The sequence below is a fragment of the Pelomonas sp. Root1237 genome (genome assembly GCF_001425055.1).
GTDB lineage: Bacteria > Pseudomonadota > Gammaproteobacteria > Burkholderiales > Burkholderiaceae_C > Pelomonas.
This window is the reverse complement of the sequence record NZ_LMDK01000016.1, coordinates 400,733-422,021: the sequence shown is the minus strand read 5'-3', so window position 1 is coordinate 422,021 and position 21,289 is coordinate 400,733. Positions and strand designations below refer to the sequence as shown.

Annotated in this window: 14 protein-coding genes; 7 read left to right on the top strand and 7 right to left on the bottom strand. The window is 69.9% G+C overall.

The genetic code is table 11. The annotated features are described in order from the left end of the window. Window positions 1-8: 8 nt before the first annotated feature. Window positions 9-2,924, top strand: a complete 2,916-nt coding sequence (locus ASC91_RS30660) for an AAA family ATPase (protein WP_056197970.1) — start codon at window positions 9-11, stop codon at window positions 2,922-2,924. A 3-nt stretch (window positions 2,925-2,927) separates the two neighbouring features. On the opposite strand, the gene mfd is transcribed toward ASC91_RS30660, so the two are convergent. Further along, window positions 2,928-6,392 carry a transcription-repair coupling factor gene (mfd, locus tag ASC91_RS14750; RefSeq protein WP_056197968.1) on the bottom strand — a complete coding sequence of 1,155 codons (3,465 nt, stop codon included), beginning with the start codon at window positions 6,390-6,392 and terminating at the stop codon, window positions 2,928-2,930. A 123-nt stretch (window positions 6,393-6,515) separates the two neighbouring features. Between mfd and ASC91_RS14745 the strand changes: the two genes are divergently transcribed. The 4 genes from ASC91_RS14745 (at window position 6,516) to ASC91_RS14730 (ending at window position 12,955) form a co-directional block, all read left to right on the top strand. Continuing rightward, entirely contained in the window at window positions 6,516-8,276 is a 1,761-nt protein-coding gene (locus ASC91_RS14745; RefSeq protein ID WP_056197966.1) for a DUF885 family protein, read from the top strand. A gap of 168 nt (window positions 8,277-8,444) precedes the next feature. Next, on the top strand, window positions 8,445-9,785 hold the full coding sequence (locus ASC91_RS14740) for an MFS transporter (RefSeq protein ID WP_056197965.1): 1,341 nt from the start codon (window positions 8,445-8,447) through the stop codon (window positions 9,783-9,785). Then, window positions 9,763-11,607: an ATP-binding protein gene (locus ASC91_RS14735; RefSeq protein ID WP_056197963.1), complete on the top strand. Its 1,845-nt coding sequence runs from the start codon at window positions 9,763-9,765 to the stop codon at window positions 11,605-11,607. Before ASC91_RS14740 ends, ASC91_RS14735 begins: the two co-directional genes overlap by 23 nt. Then, window positions 11,594-12,955 (top strand): sigma-54 dependent transcriptional regulator, encoded by a 1,362-nt coding sequence (locus tag ASC91_RS14730; RefSeq protein WP_056197962.1) that lies wholly within the window; start codon window positions 11,594-11,596, stop codon window positions 12,953-12,955. Before ASC91_RS14735 ends, ASC91_RS14730 begins: the two co-directional genes overlap by 14 nt. A gap of 117 nt (window positions 12,956-13,072) precedes the next feature. Here the strand turns inward: ASC91_RS14730 and ASC91_RS14725 are convergent, their stop codons facing one another. Together ASC91_RS14725 and ASC91_RS14720 are read right to left on the bottom strand one after the other, a co-directional pair. Next, on the bottom strand, window positions 13,073-13,672 hold the full coding sequence (locus ASC91_RS14725) for a chalcone isomerase family protein (protein ID WP_056197960.1): 600 nt from the start codon (window positions 13,670-13,672) through the stop codon (window positions 13,073-13,075). 113 nt (window positions 13,673-13,785) lie between these two features. Next, window positions 13,786-14,823, bottom strand: coding sequence for an RNA methyltransferase (locus ASC91_RS14720; protein WP_056197958.1), 1,038 nt, complete (start codon window positions 14,821-14,823; stop codon window positions 13,786-13,788). 71 nt (window positions 14,824-14,894) lie between these two features. Here ASC91_RS14720 and ASC91_RS14715 point away from each other — a divergent pair, with 71 nt between their 5' ends. Both ASC91_RS14715 and ispD read left to right on the top strand, forming a co-directional pair. After that, complete coding sequence (locus ASC91_RS14715; protein ID WP_056197956.1) at window positions 14,895-15,644, top strand: class II aldolase/adducin family protein; 750 nt, start codon at window positions 14,895-14,897, stop codon at window positions 15,642-15,644. A gap of 35 nt (window positions 15,645-15,679) precedes the next feature. Next, complete coding sequence (gene ispD, locus ASC91_RS14710; protein WP_056197954.1) at window positions 15,680-16,363, top strand: 2-C-methyl-D-erythritol 4-phosphate cytidylyltransferase; 684 nt, start codon at window positions 15,680-15,682, stop codon at window positions 16,361-16,363. Here ispD and ASC91_RS14705 read toward each other — a convergent pair. The 4 genes from ASC91_RS14705 to ASC91_RS14690 form a co-directional block, all read right to left on the bottom strand. Next, window positions 16,353-19,415: a hypothetical protein gene (locus ASC91_RS14705; RefSeq protein WP_056197953.1), complete on the bottom strand. Its 3,063-nt coding sequence runs from the start codon at window positions 19,413-19,415 to the stop codon at window positions 16,353-16,355. The two genes, ispD and ASC91_RS14705, sit on opposite strands and share 11 nt — an antisense overlap. Before the next feature lie 26 nt (window positions 19,416-19,441). Beyond that, window positions 19,442-20,281, bottom strand: coding sequence for a hypothetical protein (locus tag ASC91_RS14700; protein ID WP_056197951.1), 840 nt, complete (start codon window positions 20,279-20,281; stop codon window positions 19,442-19,444). A gap of 63 nt (window positions 20,282-20,344) precedes the next feature. Continuing rightward, complete coding sequence (locus ASC91_RS14695) at window positions 20,345-20,809, bottom strand: DUF4402 domain-containing protein (RefSeq protein ID WP_056197950.1); 465 nt, start codon at window positions 20,807-20,809, stop codon at window positions 20,345-20,347. Window positions 20,810-20,813: 4 nt separating this feature from the next. Continuing rightward, the gene (locus tag ASC91_RS14690; protein ID WP_157281636.1) at window positions 20,814-21,278 is read right to left on the bottom strand and encodes a hypothetical protein; all 465 of its coding nucleotides are present in this window, start codon (window positions 21,276-21,278) and stop codon (window positions 20,814-20,816) included. Window positions 21,279-21,289 lie beyond the last annotated feature (11 nt).

The following is a 21,289-nucleotide window of genomic DNA, read 5'->3' as shown; positions in this document are numbered from 1 at the left end:
TGCGCGCCATGCTCAAGCTGCTGGGAGCGCCGGCCTGGCAGGCCGATGCCGCTGAAAGTCTGCCTCTGCCCGCCACACTGCCGGGCTGCCTGCTGATCCATCTGGCCTGCCTGGGCCACTGGGTGGAGCGTGGCCAGCTTGCGGCGCTGTTCTGGCCGGATGCCGATCGCGAACAGGCCCGGCACCATCTGCGCATCAACTTGCACCGGCTGCGCCAGCTGCTGGCCGGGTTCGGCCAGGCCGATGCCTTGGTGGCCGAGCGGCAGCGCGTCTGTCTCCAGCTGCCGCACGACCTGGCCTTGCTGGAGATGGCCTGCGCCGAGGCCGACGGCGCCGAGCTGCTGGCCCGTCCGGCCATGGCCTGGCTGCAGGGTTTCAGGTTTGCCGGCTTCGACGAGTTCTGGCGCTGGGCCGACGACCATGGCGCGCTGCTGCAACGCCGCTGGGACGAAGCCGCTCGGCGCGCTTTGCAACGCGCCGGCACCGCAGCCTGGCAGGCGCCGCTGCGTGTGCTGCTGGAGCGGGGCGGGGCGCCGCCGACCGAAACCGATCAGGCGCTGTGCGGCCGCGCTGAATGGCTGGGCCAGATCCGCCGCGAGGCCGCGCCGGCGCTGGTGCTGCTGGGCGAGGCCGGCGTGGGCAAGACCAGCGTGCTGAAGGCGGCCTTCCCCGGCGCCCCCGTGCTGCAAGGCCGCGAGGGGCTGGCGCAGATGCCTTACCGGCCCGTCGTCGAACTGCTGCTGCCGCGCCTGGACACGTTGCGGGCGCTGCTGCGCCAGCCCGAGCGCGGCCTGGCAGCCTACCGGTTGGACCTGGCGCGGCTGCTGCCCGAGCTGGCCATCGACGAGCCCTTGCCGCCGCTGGACGCCTTGAGTGCCCGTGCCCGGCTGCTGGAGGGCCTGGCGCGCGTGCTGGAGGCGCTGGGGCCGCTGTTGCTGGTCGATGACCTGCAATGGGTGGACGCGGCCAGCCTGGAGCTGCTGGCCCTGCTGAGCCACCGCGGCCGGCTGCGCTGGCGCGGTGCCGCGCGGGGCGAAGAGCTGCCGGCCGAACACCGCGACTGGCTGGCCCGGCAGCAGGACGTTCGTTGCCTGGCGCTGCCGGGGCTGGCGCTGGAAGCTGTGCAGCAGCTGCTGAATCGCGCCGGCCAGCGCGCCGCCGACGCGCCCGCGCTGCTCGCGGCCAGCCACGGCAATGCCTTTGTGCTGGGTGAGCTGCTGCGGGCCCGGGCCGACGGCGCGCCCGTGTCCCCGCGCGTGCATGAGTTGCTGTTGCGGCGCTGGCAGGCCCTGAGCCCGGCGGCGCATGGCCTCGTCGGCGCGGCAGCCGTGCTGGCCCGGCCGCTGCCGCTGGCGGTGCTGGGCAGCGTGGCCGCGGTGCCCGATGCCGAATTGCTGCCCGCGGCCCGGTTGGCGCTGCAGGCCGCATTGCTGCGCGAAGAGCCCGACGGCGCCCTGCAATGCCGGCATGACCTGGTGCGCGAAGCGGTTCTCGCGATGCTGCCGGCCTTCGAGGCGCAGGCGCTGCGACAACGGGCCGCATTGGCGCTGGGCGCGCGCGCGGAAGGCGCCGCCGAGCCCCTGGCCGTGGCCGCGCTGTGGCAGGGCGCCGGCGAGGCGCAGACGGCGCTGGCCTGGCTGCACCGCGGCGCGGCTCAGCAGAAGCTGCGCGGCCGCTACGACGAGGCCCAGGCGCTGTGGCAGCGCGTTGCCGCCGAGTCGCGCGAGCCGGCGCTGGCGCTGCAAGCCCGGCTCAGTCTGGCCGAATGTGCGCTACTGCATGACCTGCCTGCCGGTCGCCAAGCGCTGCAGCAGGTGCTGGAGCTGGCCGGCGCCGTGGCCGACCCGGCGCAGCGCGAGCAGATCCAGGGGCAGGCGTTGGCCGGCCTGGTGGACAACGCCGTGTTCTCGGGCGACCTGGCGCATGCCGCCACGCTGGCCGAGCGCCTGCGGCCGCTGTTGCCGCGGCTGCCGCTGGCCGAGCGCTGCAATGCCTGTGAGGTGTTGATCGAGCTGGCCATGCGCGAGCCCGACATCCCGGCCGCCTGGGCGCTGCTGGGCCAGCTGCGCCAACTCGCACCGGCGCGGCCCTCGCTGCTGAGCTACGAAGGCCAGATCCACTGGTTCGGTGGCCAGGTGCGGGCCGCGCGCGATGCCTTCGAGCTGCTGCTGGAGCGCCATCCCGACTACTGTCGGGGCCTGACCATCGAGAGCGACCTGGGCGTGATGCTGCAGGCGCTGGGCGAGCTGGATCGCGCCGAACAGATGGCGCGGCGCAGCCTGCTGAGCTGGCAGGGCGTGGCGCATACCGAGACCTTGTCGCTGCTGATGCTGGGCCTCACGCTGACCAGCGCCGGCCGCTACGGCGAGGCGCGCGGCGTGCTGGACCGCGCGCTGGAGCTGGGCCGCTCGCAAGGTTCGGCCCTGTTCGAGGCCGAGGCGCTGACGCGGCGCGCGCGGTTGTACTGGCAGAGCGGCTGCCTCGATCTCGCCGAAGCCGACTTGGGCTTGGCCGAGCCCTTGCTGGCGAGCAGCCGCGACCCGCTGCGCGTGTCACACCTCGCCTGGCTGCGCGGCCTGCTGCGCGAGGCCCGCGGCCTGCCGCCCGACCCCACTCTGGCCGAGCGCTTGCGTGCGCTGCTGCCACGCAGCCAGCACCCGCTGCTGCTGATCCGCCTCGCGCGGCTGGACCTGCTGGCCGGCGACGCGGCCGCTGCCGCCCGCCAGGTGGCCGTCGCACGCGACGCCGGCCTGCTGGAGCCGCTGGCCGAGGGGCTGCTGCTGCAGGCCGAGGGGTTGCCGGCGCGCGACGCGCGGCCCTTGCTGCTGGAGGCGGTGGAGCTGGCGCAGCGCCAGGGCTTTGCCGAACTGCTGAACCGCGCCGATGCCGCGTTGCGCGGGCTGGCGCCGGTTCAAGGACGCTAGGGCTTAATCGGTCTTGATCGGCTGCCCCAGCAGCCTCAGCACCTCCCGCACGGCCTGGGCGCGGTCCTGCGGGCTGGAGAGAGCCTTCTCCACGCGCAGCTTCTCGTTGCCAACCAGCTTGATGTTGCGGTTCTTCTGCACCAGCTCGATGACGCGCATCGGGTCGATGGGCGGGTTGGGGCGGAAGTTGATGTTGATCAACGTCGGTGCCGCGTCGATCTTGCTGACGCCGTAGGGCTTGGCCAGCACACGCAGGCGGTGAGTGTCGAAGAGGGTCTGGCCCTGCGTGGGCAGCTTGCCGAAACGGTCGGTGATCTCTTCGAGCATGGCGTCGATCTGCTCGTTCTTCTCGGCCGTGGCCAGGCGCTTGTAGAGGGACAGCCGCACCTGCACGTCGCCGCAGTAGGCATCGGGCAGCAGGGCCGGGGCGTGCAGGTTGATCTCGGTTGTGGCGGCAAACGGCGACAGCAGGTCGGGCTCGCGGCCGGCCTTGAGGGACCGCACGGCTTCGCTGAGCATGTCGTTGTAGAGCTGGAATCCCACCTCCATCATGTTGCCGCTCTGGTGCTCGCCCAGCATCTCGCCGGCGCCGCGGATTTCAAGGTCGTGCATCGCCAAATAGAAGCCCGAGCCCAGTTCCTCCATGGCCTGGATGGCGTCCAGGCGCTGCAGGGCTTGCTTGGTCAGGCCCTGCATGTCCGGCACCATCAGGTAGGCATAGGCCTGGTGGTGGGACCGCCCGACGCGGCCGCGCAGCTGGTGCAGCTGGGCCAGGCCGAACTTGTCGGCACGGGCAATGATGATGGTGTTGGCGCTCGGCACGTCGATGCCGGTCTCGATGATGGTCGAGCAGAGCAACAGGTTGTGCTTGCCGGCCACGAACTCGCGCATGACGCGCTCCAGCTCGCGCTCGGGCATCTGGCCGTGGGCGATGACGATGCGCGCCTCGGGCACCAGCTCTTCGAGCTTCTGGCGCCGGTTCTCGATGGTCTCGACCTCGTTGTGCAGGAAATAGACCTGGCCGCCGCGCTTCAACTCGCGCAGCACCGCCTCGCGGATGGTGCCGCTGCTTTCGGCGCGCACAAAGGTCTTGATGGCCAGGCGGCGCTGCGGCGCGGTGGCAATGACGCTGAGGTCGCGCAGGCCTTCCAAGGCCATGCCGAGGGTGCGGGGAATCGGCGTGGCCGTCAGCGTCAGCACGTCGACCTCGGCGCGCATGGCCTTCATCGCCTCCTTGTGGCGCACGCCGAAGCGGTGTTCCTCGTCGATGACGAGCAGGCCCAGGCGGTTGAACTTGACCTCGGCGGACAGCAGCTTGTGCGTGCCGACGACGATGTCCAGCGTCCCGTCGGCGATGCCCTCCATGGCGGCCTTGATCTCCTTGGCCGAGCGGAAGCGGCTCATCTCCGCCACCTTGACCGGCCAGGCGCCAAAGCGGTCGACGATGTTCTGGTAATGCTGCTCGGCCAGCAGCGTGGTGGGCGCCAGGATGGCGACCTGCTTGCCGCCCATCACCGCGACGAAGGCCGCGCGCAGCGCCACCTCGGTCTTGCCAAAGCCCACGTCGCCGCAGACCAGGCGGTCCATGGGCTTGGGGCTGATCATGTCCTGGATGACGGCGTGGATGGCGGCACGCTGGTCGGGCGTTTCTTCAAACCCGAACGACGCGGCGAAGGCCTCGTAGTCGTGGCCCGAGTAGCGGAAGGCATGGCCCTCGCGGGCGGCGCGGCGGGCGTAGAGGTTGAGCAGCTCCGCGGCGGTGTCGCGCACCTGCTCGGCGGCCTTGCGCTTGGCCTTCTCCCATTGGCCCGAGCCCAGCTTGTGCAGCGGCGCTTCCTCGGCGCTCACGCCGGTGTAGCGGCCGATCAGGTGCAGCTGGGCCACCGGCACATACAGCGTCGCCTTGTCGGCGTACTCCAGGTGCAGGAACTCCGAACTGCCGTCGCCCACGTCGATGTTGACCAGGCCCTGGTAGCGCCCGATGCCGTGGTTGATGTGCACGACCGGATCGCCCACCTTCAGCTCGGACAGGTCCTTGATCAGCGCGTTGACGTCGCTGACCTGCTCCTGCTTGCGCCGGCGCCGCGTGGTGGGCGTGGTCGCGAACAGTTCGGTCTCGGTGAAGAGCTGGACCGGGTGCTCGGCGTCGTTCCAGAAGAAGCCCTCAGCCAGCGGCGCGGCGGTGATGGCGAACTTCTCGCCGTCCTTGCCCTGCGCGAAGAACTCGGCCAGGTCCTTCACCGAAGGCGTGTCGATCTTGCTGTCGCGCAACTGCTCCAGCAGGCTCTCGCGCCGGCCTTCGCTTTCTGCCAGCAGCAGCACGCGCTGCGGCGTGGCCTTGATGTGGGCGGCCAGGCGGGCCAGCGGCTCCTGCGCGCCACGCTCGACGCTCACGTCCGGCAGCGGCCGCGCGAACTCCACCGGGTCGTTGCCGCGCACGGACAGCACGGCATGCGGGTGCGTCAGGCCGAAGAAGTCCTCGGTCGTCAGGAAGATCTCCTGCGGCGGCAGCAGCGGCCGCTCGGGGTCGTGCTGCAGGAAGCGGTGGCGCTCCCTGGTATCGGTCCAGAAGCGCTGGATGGCCTCGTCAACCTCGCCATGCAGGGCCAGGCCGGCCTCGCCACCCAGGTAGTCGAAGACCGTGGCTGTCTGCTCGAAGAACAGCGGCAGGTAGTACTCGATGCCGCCGCTCGCCAGCCCCTCGCCGATGTCGCGGTAGATGCGCGCCTTGCTCGGGTCGCCGTCCATCTTCTCGCGCCAGCGTTCGCGGAACTTCTTGCGCGCCGCCTCGTCCATCGGGAACTCGCGGCCGGGCAGCAGGCGCACATCCGGCACCGGGTAGAGGCTGCGCTGGGTGTCGGGGTCGAAGGTGCGGATGGAATCGACCTCGTCGCCGAACAGGTCGACGCGGTAGGGCACGGCCGAGCCCATCGGGAACAGGTCGATCAGGCCGCCGCGCACGGCGTACTCGCCCGGCTGCACGACCTGGCTGACGTTGGTGTAGCCCGCCAGCGTCAGCTGCGAGCGCAGCGATGCTTCGTCCAGCCGCTGCTTCTGCTTGAAGTTGAAGGTGGTGCCGGCCAGGAAGCTGGGTGGCGCGAGGCGCGTCAGCGCGGTGCTGGCCGGCATCAACACCACGTCGATGCTTTTCGTTTTTTTGCTTTGCAGCAGCTCCCACAGCGTGGCCAGGCGCTCGGAGATCAGGTCCTGGTGGGGGCTGAAGCTGTCGTAGGGCAGGGTTTCCCAGTCGGGGAAGACGGCGACCTTGAGTTCGGGCGCGAAGAACTTCAGCTCGTCTTCCAGGCGCTGCGTGTCGCCCGGCTCGGCCGTGAAGATGGCGGCCATGCGCCCGGCGTCGCGCTGCTGCTGCACGAAGCGCGCGAGCAACAGGGCGTCGGCCGAGCCGACGGGGCGGGGGTGGGTGAACTTCTTGCCGGGTTGAACAACGGGCAGCGAGGGCAGAGTCATGCGGACCTAGAAACGACAACAGCCCCGCAAAGGCGGGGCTCGGGCAAATTGTAGGGAAGCCATGCCCTTTGGCTGTCAGCAGGTCTATGGCTAGCATCGCGCCACTTCGAAACTGGAGACCTCATGCGTCGTCGCCTTGCCCTGAGCCTGCTTGTCGCCAGCCTGCCCGCGTGGGCCGCCCCTTCTGAAAGCGAACGCTTCCACCAATGGCTGGACGCCCAGTGGGAACTGACGCTGCAGCGCCAGCCCATCCTCGCCACATCCCTCGGCGACCCGCGCTACAACGACCGCCTCATCGACACCACGACCGCGGCCTACCGCGTCCAGGCCAAGCGCGAGTTGCAGGAGCAATTGAAGGCCCTGACCGGTTTCAGCAAGGCCAAACTGGAACCCAGGGACCGCGTCTCCTACAGCATCCTCAGGCTCGACCTGGAGCAGAACCTGGCTGGCGAGCGTTTCCCGGACTGGATGCAGCCCATCAGCCAGATCGGCGGCCTGCCCAGCTTCCTGGCCCAGATGGGCACGGGCCAATCCATCCAGCCCTTCAGGACGACCAAGGACTACGACGACTGGCTCAAGCGCCTGGCCCTGGCGGTGCCCCTGTTCGACGGCAGCATCGCCAACATGCGTGACGGCCTGAAGGCTGGCGTGACCCAGCCGCGCGCGGTCATGGAAAAGGTGCTGCCGCAGCTGACGGCCCTGGCCGTGACCGACCCCGAGAAGAGCCTGTTCTGGGGGCCGATCAAGAACTTCCCCGAGGCGGTGCCCGCTGCCGACCGCGAGCGCATTGCGGCCGAGATGCGCAAGTTGCTGTCGACGGGCGTGTTGCCCGCCTATGCCCGCCTGCTGGCCTTTGTGCGCGACGAGTACATGCCCAAGGCGCGCAAGAGCACGGGCTGGTCGGCCCTGCCCGATGGCAAGGCCTGGTATGCCCACCGTGTGCAGCAGTCCACCACGCTGAAGCTGACGCCCGACCAGATCCATGCCATTGGCCTGAAGGAGGTCGCGCGCATCCTCGGCGAGATGGAGGGCGTGCGAAAGGAGGTCGGCTTCCAGGGCGACCTGAAAGGTTTTTTCAAGTACCTGCAGGACGACCCCAGGTTCTACTTCAGCAAGCCGGAGGACCTGCTCAATGGCTACCGCGACCTGCAGAAGAAGATCAACGGCCTGACGCCCAAGCTCTTCGACATCCAACCCAAGGCCGACTACGAGGTCAAGGAAGTCGAGGCCTTCCGCGCCGAGAGCGCCGCCGGCGCTTCCTACCAGAACGGCACGACCGACGGCTCGCGGCCGGGCGTGTTCTACGTCAACACCTTCAACCTGAAGGCCCAGCCCATCTTCGGCATGGAGACCCTGTCCCTGCACGAAGCCTCGCCCGGCCACCATTTCCAGATCTCCATCGCGCAGGAAGATGCGACGCTGCCGGCCTTCCGCCGCTTCGGCAGCAACTACACCGCCTACGTCGAAGGCTGGGCGCTCTACGCGGAGAGCCTGGGCAAGGAACTCGGCCTCTTCACCGACCCCTATCAGTGGTACGGCCGTCTGTCGGACGAGCAACTGCGCGCCATGCGCCTGGTGGTGGACACCGGCCTGCATGCCAAGGGCTGGACGAGGGAGCGGGCCATCAAGTTCATGCTGGACAACTCCTCCATGGCCGAGAGCGATGTCGTCTCCGAAGTCGAGCGCTACATCGTCTGGCCCGGCCAGGCGCTGGGCTACAAGATCGGCCAGCTGGAGATCACCAAGCTGCGTGCCGAGGCGACCCAGGCGCTGGGCCCGAAGTTCGAGGTCAAGGGCTTCCATCGCGTCGTGCTGACCGCCGGCCAGGTGCCGCTGCCGGTGCTGCGCGAGTTGGTCATGGAGTGGGTCGCCCAGCAGCGCTGAGCGCGGCGGCGGATCTCCGCCAGCGGCGGCTGCGCGGCGTCATGCTCGGCGGAAATCCGCCGAAGTGACGGGGGGGCGTGCATCGCGCGCCACCCTGGCGCACGGCCACGCACGGTCTTGGCACGCAAGCTGCTCATCCTGGGGCACACAACCCAGGAGACAAGCCCCATGTCAGCGATCTATCCCCCGGCTTCGGCCGCTGTGGCGGCAGCGCCCGACCGCATCGAGTTCAGCCGCCTGAAGGCCATCCTCGTCGGCTCCCTCGGCAACCTCGTCGAGTGGTACGACTTCTACTGCTACGCGGCCTTCTCGCTCTACTTCTCGTCGTCCTTCTTCCCATCATCCGACCCGGTGGCCCAGTCGATGTCGACGGCGGCCATCTTCGCTTTAGGCTTCTTCATCCGGCCCGTCGGCGGCCTGCTGTTCGGCTACATCGGCGACCGCCACGGCCGGCGCCTGGCGCTGATGGCCTCGGTGCTGCTGATGTGCGGCGGCTCGCTGCTGATCGCCTGCTCGCCCACCTATGCCGCCGTCGGCGTCTGGGCGCCGGCCATCCTGCTGTTCGCGCGCCTGCTGCAGGGCTTGAGCCTGGGTGGCGAGTACGGCTCCAGCGCCACCTATCTGTCGGAGATGGCGACGTCCAAGCACCGCGGCTTCTATGCCAGCTTCCAGTACGTGACGCTGATCGGTGGCCAGCTGACGGCGCTCGTCGTGCTGCTGGTGCTGCAGAACTTCGTGCTCGACGCCGCCCAGCTCAAGGCCTGGGGCTGGCGCATCCCCTTCTTCATCGGCGCGCTGCTGGCCATCGTGGCGCTGGTCATGCGGTCCGACCTGCCCGAGACCCAGGCCTTCCAGGCTGAGAAGAAGCGCAACAAGGACCGCATGGGTGGCTTCAAGCTGCTGCTGCAGCACCCGCGCGAATGCCTGATCGTCATCGGCCTGACCATGGGCGGCACGCTGGCCTTCTACGTCTACACGACCTATATGCAGAAGTTCCTGAAGCTGTCGGTGGGCCTCACCGACGCGCAGACCACGGCCGTGTCCGCCGCCAGCCTGGTGTTCGCGGCCCTGCTGCAGCCAATCTACGGCGCGCTGTCGGACCGCATCGGCCGCAAGCCGCTGCTGCTGGGCTTTGCGGTGTTGGGCACGATCTTCACCGTGCCGCTGTTGACGGCGCTGCGCCACGCGCAAGGGCCGTACGAGGCCTTTGGCCTGATCGCCTGCGCCTGGCTCATCGTCAGCGGCTACACCTCCATCAACGCGGTCGTGAAGGCCGAGCTCTTCCCCGCTTCCATCCGCGCCACCGGTGTCGGCGTGCCCTATGCCATCGCCGTGTCGGTCTTCGGCGGCACCGCCGAGTACATCGCGCTGTGGTTCAAGCAGCAGGGCATGGAGAGCGGCTTCTATTGGTACGCTACCGCGGTGATCGCCTGCTCGCTGCTCGTCTATCTGTTGATGCGTGACACGCGCCAACACTCAAGGATCGATGCCGAAGCTGCCCACCACTGACGCAAACAAGCCGGCCCGCTGGCGACGCAGTCTCGGGCTGTTGTTGCTGGTGGTGCTGGGCGGCGCAGCGGTCGCGTACGCGGCCTGGCGGCTGTCGCTGGACCTGGCGCTGGCCCAGACCCGCGACGACGCGCAGCGCCATCTGCGCTTTGTCGCGCACGAGCTGACCGGCGCACTCGACAAGTACGAGGCCGTGCCGCAGGTGCTGGCCCGCCACCCTGCGCTGGCCGGCCTGCTCGCGGAGCCGGACTCCAAGGCGCAACAGGCCGCCGTCAACGCGCTGCTCGAAGGCGTTGCGCAAGACGCCTCCGCAGCGGCCATCTTCCTGATCGACGCGCAGGGCCTGACGCTGGCCGCCAGCAACTGGCGCGACCCGCAGACCTTTGTCGGCCAGAACTACGCCTACCGGCCTTACTTCCGCGACGCGATGGCGAGCGGCGGCGGCCACTTCTATGCGCGCGGCTCGACAACCGGCACGCCGGGCTACTTCATCGCCCACCGGCTGTCCGGCCCCACGGCGGGCGTCGTCGTGCTGAAGGTGTCGCTCGACGAGATGGAGGCCAACTGGGCGCGCAGCGCTGGCGAGCTGATGCTGGCCGATGCGCGCGGCGTGGTTTTCCTGGCCAGCCGGCCGGAATGGAAGTACCGCACGCTGCAGCCGCTGTCCGATGCCACGCGCAAAGAGCTGCACGACACCCAGCAATACGGCGACCTGCCGCTGCCTGCGCTGGGGCGCGAGCCCTCACGCGCGGCGACCGAACTGCGCATCGAGCGCATCGCCACGGCGGCTGCCAAGCTGCGCGCCCTCGTCACCGAGCAGCCGGTCCAGGGCCGCGGTTGGACGCTGTTGTCCTTCACCGAGATCCGCGGCGCCGAGCAGATCGCCGCCGGCCGTGCCTGGGCTGCCGCCTTGGGCTGGGTATCGCTGTTGCTGACCTTGGCCTACCTGCAGCTGCGCCGCCGCCGCGCCCGCGAGCGCCTGGCTGCCCAGGGCGAGCTGCGTGCCGCCTACGACAGCCTGGAGACGCGCATCGCCGAGCGCACCCGCGAGCTGCAGGCGCGCGTGGACGAGCTGCACCGCACCGAGCAGACGCTGCGCGCCACACAGGACGACCTCGTGCAGGCCGGCAAGCTCGCCGTGCTGGGCCAGATGGCCGCCAGCATCACGCACGAGATCAATCAGCCGCTGGCGGCGCTGCGGGCGCTGAACGACAACGCCCGCGTCTTTCTCGAACGCGGCATGCAGGCCGACGCCGAGACCAATCTGCAGTCCATCGACAGCCTGACCCAGCGCATCGCTGCCATCGTTGGCCAGCTCAAGGGCTTTGCGCGGCGCGACGAGCTGCGCGTGCAGCCGGTGGTGGTGGTGGAAGCCTTCCAGGCCGCGGTGGCCCTGGTGAGCGCCGAGGCGCGCCGCCAGCGCGTCAGGCTCGATTGCCTGCCCGTGCCCGAAGGCCTGGCCGTGCTGGGCCAGCAGGTGCGCATCGAGCAGGTGCTCGTCAACCTGCTGCGCAACGGCATCGACGCCAGCGCAGAGAAGGGCGGCGGCACGGTGACGCTGCAGGCCGAGGTCGATGCCGGCCAGGCGCTGCTGCGCGTGAGCGACGACGGCCCCGGGCTGAGCGACGACGTGCAGGCGCGCCTGTTCGAACCCTTCTTCACGACCAAGCGCCGCGGCGATGGCCTGGGCCTGGGCTTGTCCATCTCGGCCTCCATCGCCAACGCGCTGGGCGGCTCGCTGCAAGGCGGCAACCGACCGGAAGGCGGCGCGCAGTTCACCCTCAGGCTGCCCATCACACAATCACCGCATGGCGTCGCCTGAACCCACCGATGTGCTGCTCGTCGAGGACGACGAGCACGTCCGCCTGGCCACCACGCAGAGCCTGCGGCTGGCGGGCTTGCAGGCCCAGGGCGTGGACTCGGCCGAGGCGGCGCGCGCCTGGCTGCAACCCGGCTTTGCCGGCATCGTCGTCTGCGACGTGCAACTGCCCGGCGACAGTGGCCTGGCGCTGCTGCAAGGCCTGCGCGAGCAGGACCCCGAGCTGCCCGTCATCCTCGTGACCGGCCACGGCGACATCGGCATGGCCGTGGAGGCCATGCGCGACGGCGCCTGGGACTTCATCGAGAAGCCCTTCTCGGCCGAGCACCTCGTCGAGGTCGTGCGCCGCGCGCTGGCTCAGCGCCGCCTGGTGCTGGAAAACCGGCGGCTGAAGGCCCAGCTTGCCGGCGGACCCGCCGACGGCTTGCTGGGAGCGAGTGCCGCGATGGAGCAACTGCGCACGCTGATCGCCACCCTCGGTCCGGCACGTGTAGACGTGCTCATCCACGGCGAGACCGGTGCCGGCAAGGAGGTCGTCGCCCGCGCCCTGCACGCGGCCAGTGGCGCAAGCGGCCCGTTTGTCGCCATCAACTGTGGCGCCCTGCCCGAGAGTGTGTTCGAGTCCGAGATCTTCGGCGCCGAGGCCGGGGCCTACACGGGAGCGGCCAGGCGCCGCATCGGCAAGCTGGAGTTTGCTGGCGACGGCACCGTCTTCCTCGACGAGATCGAGTCCATGCCGCTGGCGCTACAGGTCAAGATGCTGCGTGTGCTGCAGGAGCGCAGCGTCGAGCGCCTGGGCGCCAACACGGCCGTGCCGCTGGCCTGCCGCGTCGTCGCCGCGACCAAGGTGGATCTGCTGGAGCTGGCGAGGGAAGGGCGCTTTCGCGAGGACTTGTTCTACCGCCTGGACGTGGCCAGCATCGCGCTGCCACCGCTGCGCCAGCGCCGCGAGGACATCCCGCTGCTGCTGAGCCATTTCTGCGCCCAGGCTGGCGAACGCCTGCAGCGCCCGGTGCCGGCCTGGAGCGCCGCCCAGCTAGCGGCTTGGGCAGCGCGCGACTGGCCCGGCAATGTGCGCGAGCTGCGCAACTTTGCCGAGCGCTGGGTGCTGGGCCTGGTCAGCGAAGCCACACCGCCCAGGTTGCCGACGCCCAGCGAGCCCGCCGCCCTGCCGCAAGCGCCGCTGGACGAGGCGCTGGCTGCCGTCGAGCGGCAGTGGATCGTGCAGGCCTTGCAGGAGAGCGGCGGCAATATCGCCAAGGCCGGCGAACGCCTGGGCCTGGCGCGCAAGACCCTGCACGACCGCATCCGCCGCCTCGGGCTGGACGCCGACGCCTATCGCTCGAGCTGAGGCGCGCCGGCACCGCCAAGCAGTTCCGCGTCGTGCACATCAGCCCGCATGGCGATGGCGGTGCCCGCTTCGAGATGGCGCGCATCGCTTTGGGCAACTAGAAGCGGCTGGCCCTGGTCAGTCCTTGCCGCCATCCAGCAGGGCATCGCGCAGCTGCGTGTCGGCCGGCGAATCGCCGAACCAGATGCGCAGCACCAGCGTGAAGAACTCGTCGTCGCCGACCGGCTCGCCCTGGGCCTGGCCGGAGATGTAGAACTGCGTCCCCTTGCCCGGCACGAAGTCCATCGCGAAGGTGTCGCCGGGCAACAGCTTGGGCTTGCCCGAGAAGATCTCGATGAGCCGGTTCGTGGCCAGGGTGTGCCGCGTCAACTGCTGGCTGGGCGTGTTGTCGCTGATGCCACGCAGGAAGAGCCGGCCCAGGTCGGTGCCGGGCAGTTCACGCAGTGCAGTGAACTGCAGCCGCTTGGCGCCCGGCAGCGCAAACAGCTCTGCCGCCGTGCTGACATGCTTGCTCGTGTACAGGCCCATGTCGTAGGCCTTGAACACGAGGCGCACGCGCGTGCCCTTGCCATTGAGCTGCAGCGTGCTGCCGCCCAACTGAGCCGTGGGCGCGAACTTGCTGACCGTGGGCGCGGCCGTGGCTTGCAGGCACAGGGCCGTGCCGGCGATCAAAGCGGCGCCGCGGGCGCGCGCCACCAGCATCTGAAGCTGAGTCATGTCTCTCCTCCAAGTGGAATGTCTTCTCGCACCGGGCTGTCCGGTGTGGCGTCGGCATTCTGCGGGCAGGAGGTGACACCGTTGTCACCGCTGGAGGCCTCAGCCTTCGGATTTCAAGCGTGAATCCTCACCACCCGCGCGGGCCGGCCCACCGCCTCGCGGGCGCGCAACTGGCCGCAGCCACCTTCCACGTCCTGGCCGGCAGAGTCGCGCAGCTTGGTCAGCACGCCGCGTGCGCTCAATTCAGCGGCGATGGCCCGGGCGCGTTCCCAACTCGGCCGCGTGAAGGGCAGGCCTTCGGCGCTGTTGAAGGGGATCATGTTCAACAGGCCATAGCGGCCCTTGAGCAGGCGCACGATGCCGTCCAGCTCTTCGGGCCCGTCGTTGACGCCGTCCAGCAGCGTCCACTGGTACTGGATGGGATAACCGCTGGATCGCGCATAGGCGTCGGCCGCCTCGACGAGTTCCTCGGGCGTCAGCCGAGGCGCGCGAGGCAGCAGCTCGGCGCGCTTGGCGGGGTCGGTCGTGTGCAGGGATAGCGCCAGGGCCGGCTTCACCTCGGCCTCGTTCAGCGCGGCGAAGGCGCGCTCATCGCCCACCGTCGAGAACACCAGCTGCTTGTGCGCGAAGCCACCCTCGCGGCCCAGCAGCGCGATCGCATCCAACACGTTGGCCAGGTTGTGCGAGGGTTCGCCCATGCCCATGAAGACGACCTTGCGCAGCTTGAGGTTCTTGCGCCGGGCCAGCACCACCTGGGCCACGATCTCGGCACTGCCGACCTGGCGGATCAGCCCGTCCACGCCCGTCATGCAGAAGCGGCAGCCCACCGCGCAGCCCACCTGGCTGGACACGCAGACGCCGTCGCGTGGCAGCAGCACGGTCTCCACGGTCTGGCCATCGTTGAGGCCCAACAACAGCCGAGCCGACTCGCCATCGCCGCCGGCGTGCTCGCTGCGCAGCGTGACGAGGCTGTCCAGCTCCGCCATCAGTCCCGGCAGAGCCGCCATGACCGCCTTGGGCAGGAAGCCCTGCAACGGCCGTTTGCCCCCTTCCAGCGGCAGCAGGCGCACCCAGTGGCGCAGCACGCGGCTTTCGTGGTCGGGATTGGCGCCGAGCGCGCGCAGGCGCTGGCGGAGGTCGGCAATCAGCATGGGAACGGAGGTGACAACAGCCCGCGATTGTCGGCGCTATGCTGGATCGACCCTTTTCACGAGGAGACACCATGGCCAAGCCCGACAACTGCGCCCCCGAAGAATGGGCCGTCCGCTGCGACCTCGCCGCCCTCTACCGGCTGGCGGCCCTGCACGGTTGGGACGACCTGATCTTCACCCACATCTCGGCCCGCGTGCCCGGCCCCGAGCATCACTTCCTCATCAACCCCTACGGGATGATGTTCGAGGAGATCACGGCCAGCAGCCTCGTGAAGGTCGATCAAGCGGGCGAGAAGGTCGCGCCCAGCGACTACAACGTCAACCCGGCCGGCTTCATCATCCACAGCGCCGTGCATGAGGCCCGCGAGGACGCGAAGTTCGTCATGCATCTGCACACGGTGGCCGGCGTGGCGGTCAGCACGCAGCGCGAAGGCCTGCTGCCGATCTCGCAGCACAGCCTGTTCCCGCTGGCCAGCTTGAGCTATCACGGCTACGAAGGCGTGGCGCTGAACCCCGACGAGAAGGTCCGCCTGGTCGCCGACCTCGGCAACACCTCGCTGATGATGCTGCGCAACCACGGCCTGCTGACCCTGGGCCGCAGTGCGGCCGACACCTTCCTGAAGATGTTCATGCTGCAGCGCGCCTGCGAGATCCAGATCGCGGCCCAGGCTGGCGGCGGCGAGCTGATCCGCATCCCGCAGCAGATCCTGGCCGGCATCCGCGCTCAGAGCGACAAGGTCATGCGCGGCTCCGGGGCCGAGCTGGCCTGGCCGGGGCTGCTGCGCCGCCTGGCGCGCCAGAACCCCGGGCACGACGACTGAGCCTTGGTCCCGCAGCCGGGCTGAGAATGGCGGGGATGACTGATCCCCGCTTGTTCGCCCTCGTTCCAGCCGCTGGTATTGGCGAGCGCTCAGGCGCCGCCGGCCCCAAGCAATACGTGCCCATCGCCGGTCGCCCGATGCTGGCGCACACGCTGGCTGCGCTCGCGGCCGTGCCCCGGCTGGCGCAGACGCTGGTTGTCTTGTCACCTGGCGACGATCGCTTCGAAACCGCTGTACCTGGCTACGCTGGCTGGGTTGCTCGCGTGGGTGGCGCAAGCCGCGCCGAGAGCGTGCTCGGTGGCCTGGCCGAACTGAGGCGACGTGGTGCGACCGACAACGACTGGGTGCTGGTGCATGACGCCGCCCGCTGCCTGCTGCGCCCGGACTGGGTCGATGCGCTGATCGATGCCTGCGAGCACGACGCCGTCGGCGGCCTGCTCGCCCAGCCCATCGCCGATACGCTGAAGGCCGGCGACGCCGACGGACGCGTCACGGCCACCGTCGACCGCCGCGACAAATGGGCTGCGCAGACGCCGCAGATGTTCCGCCTTGGACTTGTCGAGCGCGCGCTGACGGCGATCGGTGCGGCTGCGACGGACGAGGCCAGCGCCGTCGAAGCCCTGGGCCTCTCGCCGCGCCTGGTGCGCGCGTCGATGGCCAACTTCAAGGTGACCTGGCCCGAGGACTTCGAGTTCGCCGAGCGCTGCCTCAGAGTCTGAGTTCCAGATCCTCGCCGCTGAGGAAGTCCCCATTGGCCGGCACGTCCAGCCCGCGTTCCAGCTTGCCCTTGAGCTTGAGCTTGGCCGCCTGTTCGGGCGCAATGCGCAGCCGCAGTGCGCCGGGCGTGACCTGGTGGAAGAGGTAGTAGCCGTCGGCCGAACTGGTGGTCGTGGCGATGACCTCGTCCTTGCCGTTGACCAGTTCCACCTGGGCGTCGCCGATGCCGCGTTTCTTGCCGCCGGCCTCGACCAGATAGATGGTGCCTTCGACCTCGGAGCTCAGCACGACCGGGAACTCCAGCTGCTCGACGCGGCCAGGCCGCGGCAGCACGCGCACGCCGGGCGTCAGCGGCTTCCATTGCGGGTCCTCGAGCGTGGCGGGGTCGAGCGCGATGTCGGCATAACGGCCTGGCGCCAGGCGGTTCAGCAGCGCGACGCCACCGGCATCGGTCAGCCGCGGGTGGCGGCCGCCGCCGTTGAGCAGGAAGCCGGCATTGGCCACGAAGTCCTCGCCGGGGTCGCGGATGCCGTTCATGTTGCGGTCGACAAAAGCGCGTGCCGACACGGCGCCGCTGCCGGCAAGCGGCTGGCCATCGAGCTGCCAGCGACCGCTGCGCGGGTCGCGGTCCAGCGCCACAAAGAGCTGCAGGCCCATGGCCAGTTCATGCTGGCTGGAATAACTCGCGCTGACGGCCAAGCCGAAGCTGCCGAGGTTCTTGGCCAGGCCGCCCGACACCAGCGTCAGCCCCGAGTCCATGCTGCGCAGCAGGCCGGCGTTGATCTGGTAGCCGTCGGCGAGGTTGCGGTCGGCGCTGATGGCGACGGCCTGCAGGCTGGCACCGGGCTGCAGCCGGTACATGAGCTGGGCGTTCAGGCCGACGTCGGCCACGCGTCGGCTCAGCTGCAGCGCGCCGTCGGTGGTCGTGAAATCACCGCTGCGCTGCCAGCGCAGGCTGTTGGACAGGGCCGTGCCCCACAGCATGAGCGAGGTGCGCAGGCCGAGCTGGACATTGGACGGTCCCTGGTCCAGCGCATTGCGCACGGCGTTGAAGTCGATGACCAGGCGCGGCAGGCCGCCCAGGCGCACGCCACCCTGCAGCCGCAGCTCCTGGCGCTGGCGCACGCCGCCGGCCACGTCGGCGAACTGGTCGTTGATGAAGCCGCCCTGGCGCTGGGTGTGCAGCAGGTCCAGCGCGAAGCCGCCCAGGCGCGTCTTCATGCCCAGCTCACCCAGGGCGCCGCCGCCGCGCATGCCGGTGAGCTGCGAGCTGAGGATCATCGAGTCGAGATAGGCCAGCAGGCCGAGCTGGCCATAGTCCAGCGCCTCGGCGACGACGCCGGCCACCAGGCGCGGGCGGCGCACCAGGCCGACCTTGCCGGTCAGCTTTTTGCCGATGCCGATGTCGGCCTGGGCGACGCTGCGCACCGAGCCGTCGTCGGCGACCTGCGAGGCCAGCGTGTAGAACACCTCGCCGGGCTTCACGCTGGCCTGGTCGAGCAGGAAGCTCTGCTTCTCCACGCGCAACTGCCCCAGCGGACCGTGGAAGACGAGGCGGAACTCGTTGGCGCCGAAGGACAGCGGCAGGTCATCGAAGGCGTAGAGGCCGTCGGCACGCGAGGACTGATAGCCCAGCAACTGGTCGTTGTAGTACAGCGTCACGTCCCAGCCCGGCGGCAGGTCGCCGCGCAGGCTGTGTCGGTCGAAGCTGTTGGGCTGGTCCAGCGGCCGGTTGCTGACCGACACACCATTGCCCTTGGCGCTGCCCTGCATGACGTTGCGCACGCTGGGCAAAGCCAGGTTGCCCAGGGCGACGGAGCGCGCCCGCAGCGGCCCGAGCAGGCCGGCATCGGGGTCGTTGCGGGCCAGCGTCAGGCGCAGGTCGGGCGTGGCCTTGTCGTGGGTCTTGAGTACATAGGCGGAGCCTTCCATGCCGAGCAGGTCGCTGGTGATGTAGGCCGTGTAGGCCGCCTTGTACTGGCGCGAGTTCTTGCCGCGGCGCGCGTCGGCGCCGAAGGATTGGTCGATGGAGGGCACGTCGACCAAGCCGGGTGTGGAGCGTGCATAGGGGTAGTTCGGCCGTTCGGCGGGTTGCAGGCCAGCCAGGGCCGCGGCCAGGCGCTCGCGCTCCAGCCTTTCCTGCAGCGGCAGCTTCTCGCGCGGGACGACCTTGAGCTTGAGGGTCGCGAGGTCGACCTGCAGGTCCATCGGCAGCCAGCGCGTCAGCAACTGGCGCGACACATAGATGTCGTCGCCGACGACGCCGGCCAGGCGGGGCTCGAAGTTCTGTTCACGGCCGCCGAGGCTGACCAGGGACTCGGCCAGGTTCAGCGCAAAGCCGCGCTCGCCGGGCAGCCGGCCGTCGGCGCTGCCGCGGTCGGGCTTCACCTGGACGGCCAGCATCAGCAGGCGCGACAGCTCACCCAGCGGCAGCAGGGTCTGCGTGCCGTCCTGGTAGGCGGCCAGGCTGTCGGACACCACCTGGCCATCCAGCACCACCTCCAGCACCAGCAGGTTGGTCTCGTCGATGCGGCGCGGGCCTGTTGGCAGGGACGGCCGGGAGGGTGGCGTTGGCGGCACGGCGGCGACGCTGTCGCGCGCGCGCAGGCGCAGCTGCCAGTGCGGCAGGTCCACGGCCAGTTCCAGGCCCAGCCAGCGGCCCAGCAGCTGCGTCGACACATAGATGTCGCCACCGATCGCCTGGGCCAGCCGCGGCTCGAAGGACTGGCGCCGTTCGCCGATGCGAATGGTCGAGTCGATCAGGTCCAGGCAGAAGGGCTCGCCCGAGCCCGGCAGTGTGCCGGCGGCGCGGCCCGATGCGGTCTGCACGCGCAGGTCCAGCCCGAGCAGTTTGGAGACGGCCCCAAGCGGCAGCAGCACCTGGTAGTCGGTTTGATAGGCGTCGAGCGGCTCGGCCAGCGTGCGGCCATCGAGCTGCACCTCGAGCTGGCGCAGCGGCTTCGGCGCGTCGTCGGGCGCGGCATGGGCCAGCAGCAACGGCGCAACCAGCAGGGCTGCGGCGGCGACGCGCTGGAGGATGCGGAGCGGAGCCATGGCGCCGAGCGGCGGGCGCCGGTCCGTCAGGGAAGGGCGAGGCTGGTCTCGGCCAGCAGCTTGCCGCCAGCCTCGGGCCGCTCGCGCAGGGCGAGCTTCAGCGTGCCGGCGGGCAGGGCGTTGCCGGAGGGCAGCTGCAGCGGCAACTGCACACGCCGGGCCGCGTTGGGCACGTAGACGGCCACGCCGCCGGCGCGCGCCACCTCGAAGGTGACGCCGGCCGTGGTTGTGAAGGTGGCGAGCAGGTCGCCATAGAGGGAGCGGTTGCCTTCGCGCTTGATCTGGAAGGACAGAGTGCCGGGGCTCGTTGCCGAGGCCGGCTGCAGGGCCAGCTCTGACAGCTCGGCCTTGGCGTGGGTCTCGCCCTGGCGAACGATCACGGGGATGGATGCGCCGACCAGGGCCTGGATGACGATGCCGACGTCCTTGCCCTCGCGCTTGGCCACGTCCTCGACGCTGCTGTTGCCGCTGGCCTCGGCCACGCGGTCGAACTGCAGATGCGAGCGGTATTCGCCAATGGCCAGCTCATCGGGCTTGCGCAGCAGGATGCGCACGATCTGCGAGCCGCCGGGCGGGATGGTGACCTGGCGTGGCGAGTAGCGCAGCATGGCATCGGCGAATTGCTCGCCGGGGCCGGGCGCGTCGATGGCGATGAACTCGCCATTCGGGCCCATGCGGCGGTTGACGAGGTTGATGCGATAGGTTTCGGGCGTCTTGCCCTGGTTCATCAGCTCGACCTGGGCGGCGCGCTGCTGCTTGTCGAAGACGATGCGCGTCGGGAACAGCATCAGGTCGGCCTGCGCCGCGCGCGCCAGCAGCAGCAGCCCGAGGGCCGCCAGCCGGATGAACTTGGTCTTTGCACGCATACCGGCATCGTCGCCAGGACTTGAGCGGTGCAAAGCTCGCAAAAGCACCGGAGTTGCCGGTCTTTACTGGTAGTTCACGGTGACGTTGAAGGAGCCGGAATAGCTGCCCGTGGCCTGCAGGTTGCTCACGGTCAGCGTGGCGCCGACGTTGATTTGCTGGGTGCCACCGCCGCCCAGCACGCCTGTGCCGGAGGGGCTGCTGACGAAGCTGTTCAGCGCCATGCTGCCGCTGGCGCCATCGGTGAGGAAGACGGTGCCGTCCGCCGGCAAGGTGATGACGAACACCGCGCTCGGCGTGCCGGTGATCGTGAACTGGGCGGCACTGGCCGTGCCGGCCTGGTTGACGAGGATGACGCTGCCCGTCTTCAGGCGCGCGCCGCCCGGGCTGACGCTGACCGTGCCGCCGCTGCCGGCCGTGAAGGCGCCGAAAGACAGGGCGCCGTTGTTGACCAGGGTCTGACCGGGCGCGGCCGCGCTGGCGACCAGCAGCAGCGCGGCCAGGGCGCGATGACGGGTCAGCCCGCGCATGGCCTCAGTTGAAGGCAACGGTGATGACGAGAGGGCCCTCGCCATCGCCGCCTTCCCCTGCAGGCAACGCGGCGGCCACGGACACGGCTGCAGCCGGGCCACGCGCCAGCAGCGCCGCGCTGGCCGCGGGGACGATGTCAGCGCCAAAGGCCTGCCTGGACTCCACCGCGCTGCCGATCCACAGGGGCAGGGCGCGCAGGATGGCCGGCGTGGTCGCGCTCGCCACGCGCGTCACCAGGTCACCCGTGGCGGGGCCGGCGGGGGCGTCCCGCGCCAGCAGCAGGTCCTGCACGCTCACGGGCACGCCCAGCCAGGCCCTGACTGCGACGGGCACGATGACGGCTGCGCTGGCCTGGGCAGCGGCACTGGCGGCCAGGGCAGATGGCAGCGGCCACAGCGTGCACAGCGTGCACAACAGTGCACTGGTGGCGCGAAGGCAGCGAACGGGAAAACGGCGGGCGGTCGTCATGGCCGCAAGGA

What these genes read in the sequence shown, in the direction of transcription:
- ispD (WP_056197954.1), top strand. Translation starts at nt 15,680, where the DNA reads ATGACTGATCCCCGCTTGTTCGCCCTCGTTCCAGCCGCTGGTATTGGC.
- ASC91_RS14735 (WP_056197963.1), top strand. Translation starts at nt 9,763, where the DNA reads ATGCCGAAGCTGCCCACCACTGACGCAAACAAGCCGGCCCGCTGGCGA.
- ASC91_RS14725 (WP_056197960.1), bottom strand. Translation starts at nt 13,672, where the DNA reads ATGACTCAGCTTCAGATGCTGGTGGCGCGCGCCCGCGGCGCCGCTTTG.
- ASC91_RS14745 (WP_056197966.1), top strand. Translation starts at nt 6,516, where the DNA reads ATGCGTCGTCGCCTTGCCCTGAGCCTGCTTGTCGCCAGCCTGCCCGCG.
- ASC91_RS14740 (WP_056197965.1), top strand. Translation starts at nt 8,445, where the DNA reads ATGTCAGCGATCTATCCCCCGGCTTCGGCCGCTGTGGCGGCAGCGCCC.
- mfd (WP_056197968.1), bottom strand. Translation starts at nt 6,392, where the DNA reads ATGACTCTGCCCTCGCTGCCCGTTGTTCAACCCGGCAAGAAGTTCACC.
- ASC91_RS14715 (WP_056197956.1), top strand. Translation starts at nt 14,895, where the DNA reads ATGGCCAAGCCCGACAACTGCGCCCCCGAAGAATGGGCCGTCCGCTGC.
- ASC91_RS14720 (WP_056197958.1), bottom strand. Translation starts at nt 14,823, where the DNA reads ATGCTGATTGCCGACCTCCGCCAGCGCCTGCGCGCGCTCGGCGCCAAT.
- ASC91_RS30660 (WP_056197970.1), top strand. Translation starts at nt 9, where the DNA reads ATGCTCAAGCTGCTGGGAGCGCCGGCCTGGCAGGCCGATGCCGCTGAA.
- ASC91_RS14690 (WP_157281636.1), bottom strand. Translation starts at nt 21,278, where the DNA reads ATGACGACCGCCCGCCGTTTTCCCGTTCGCTGCCTTCGCGCCACCAGT.
- ASC91_RS14705 (WP_056197953.1), bottom strand. Translation starts at nt 19,415, where the DNA reads ATGGCTCCGCTCCGCATCCTCCAGCGCGTCGCCGCCGCAGCCCTGCTG.
- ASC91_RS14695 (WP_056197950.1), bottom strand. Translation starts at nt 20,809, where the DNA reads ATGCGCGGGCTGACCCGTCATCGCGCCCTGGCCGCGCTGCTGCTGGTC.
- ASC91_RS14730 (WP_056197962.1), top strand. Translation starts at nt 11,594, where the DNA reads ATGGCGTCGCCTGAACCCACCGATGTGCTGCTCGTCGAGGACGACGAG.
- ASC91_RS14700 (WP_056197951.1), bottom strand. Translation starts at nt 20,281, where the DNA reads ATGCGTGCAAAGACCAAGTTCATCCGGCTGGCGGCCCTCGGGCTGCTG.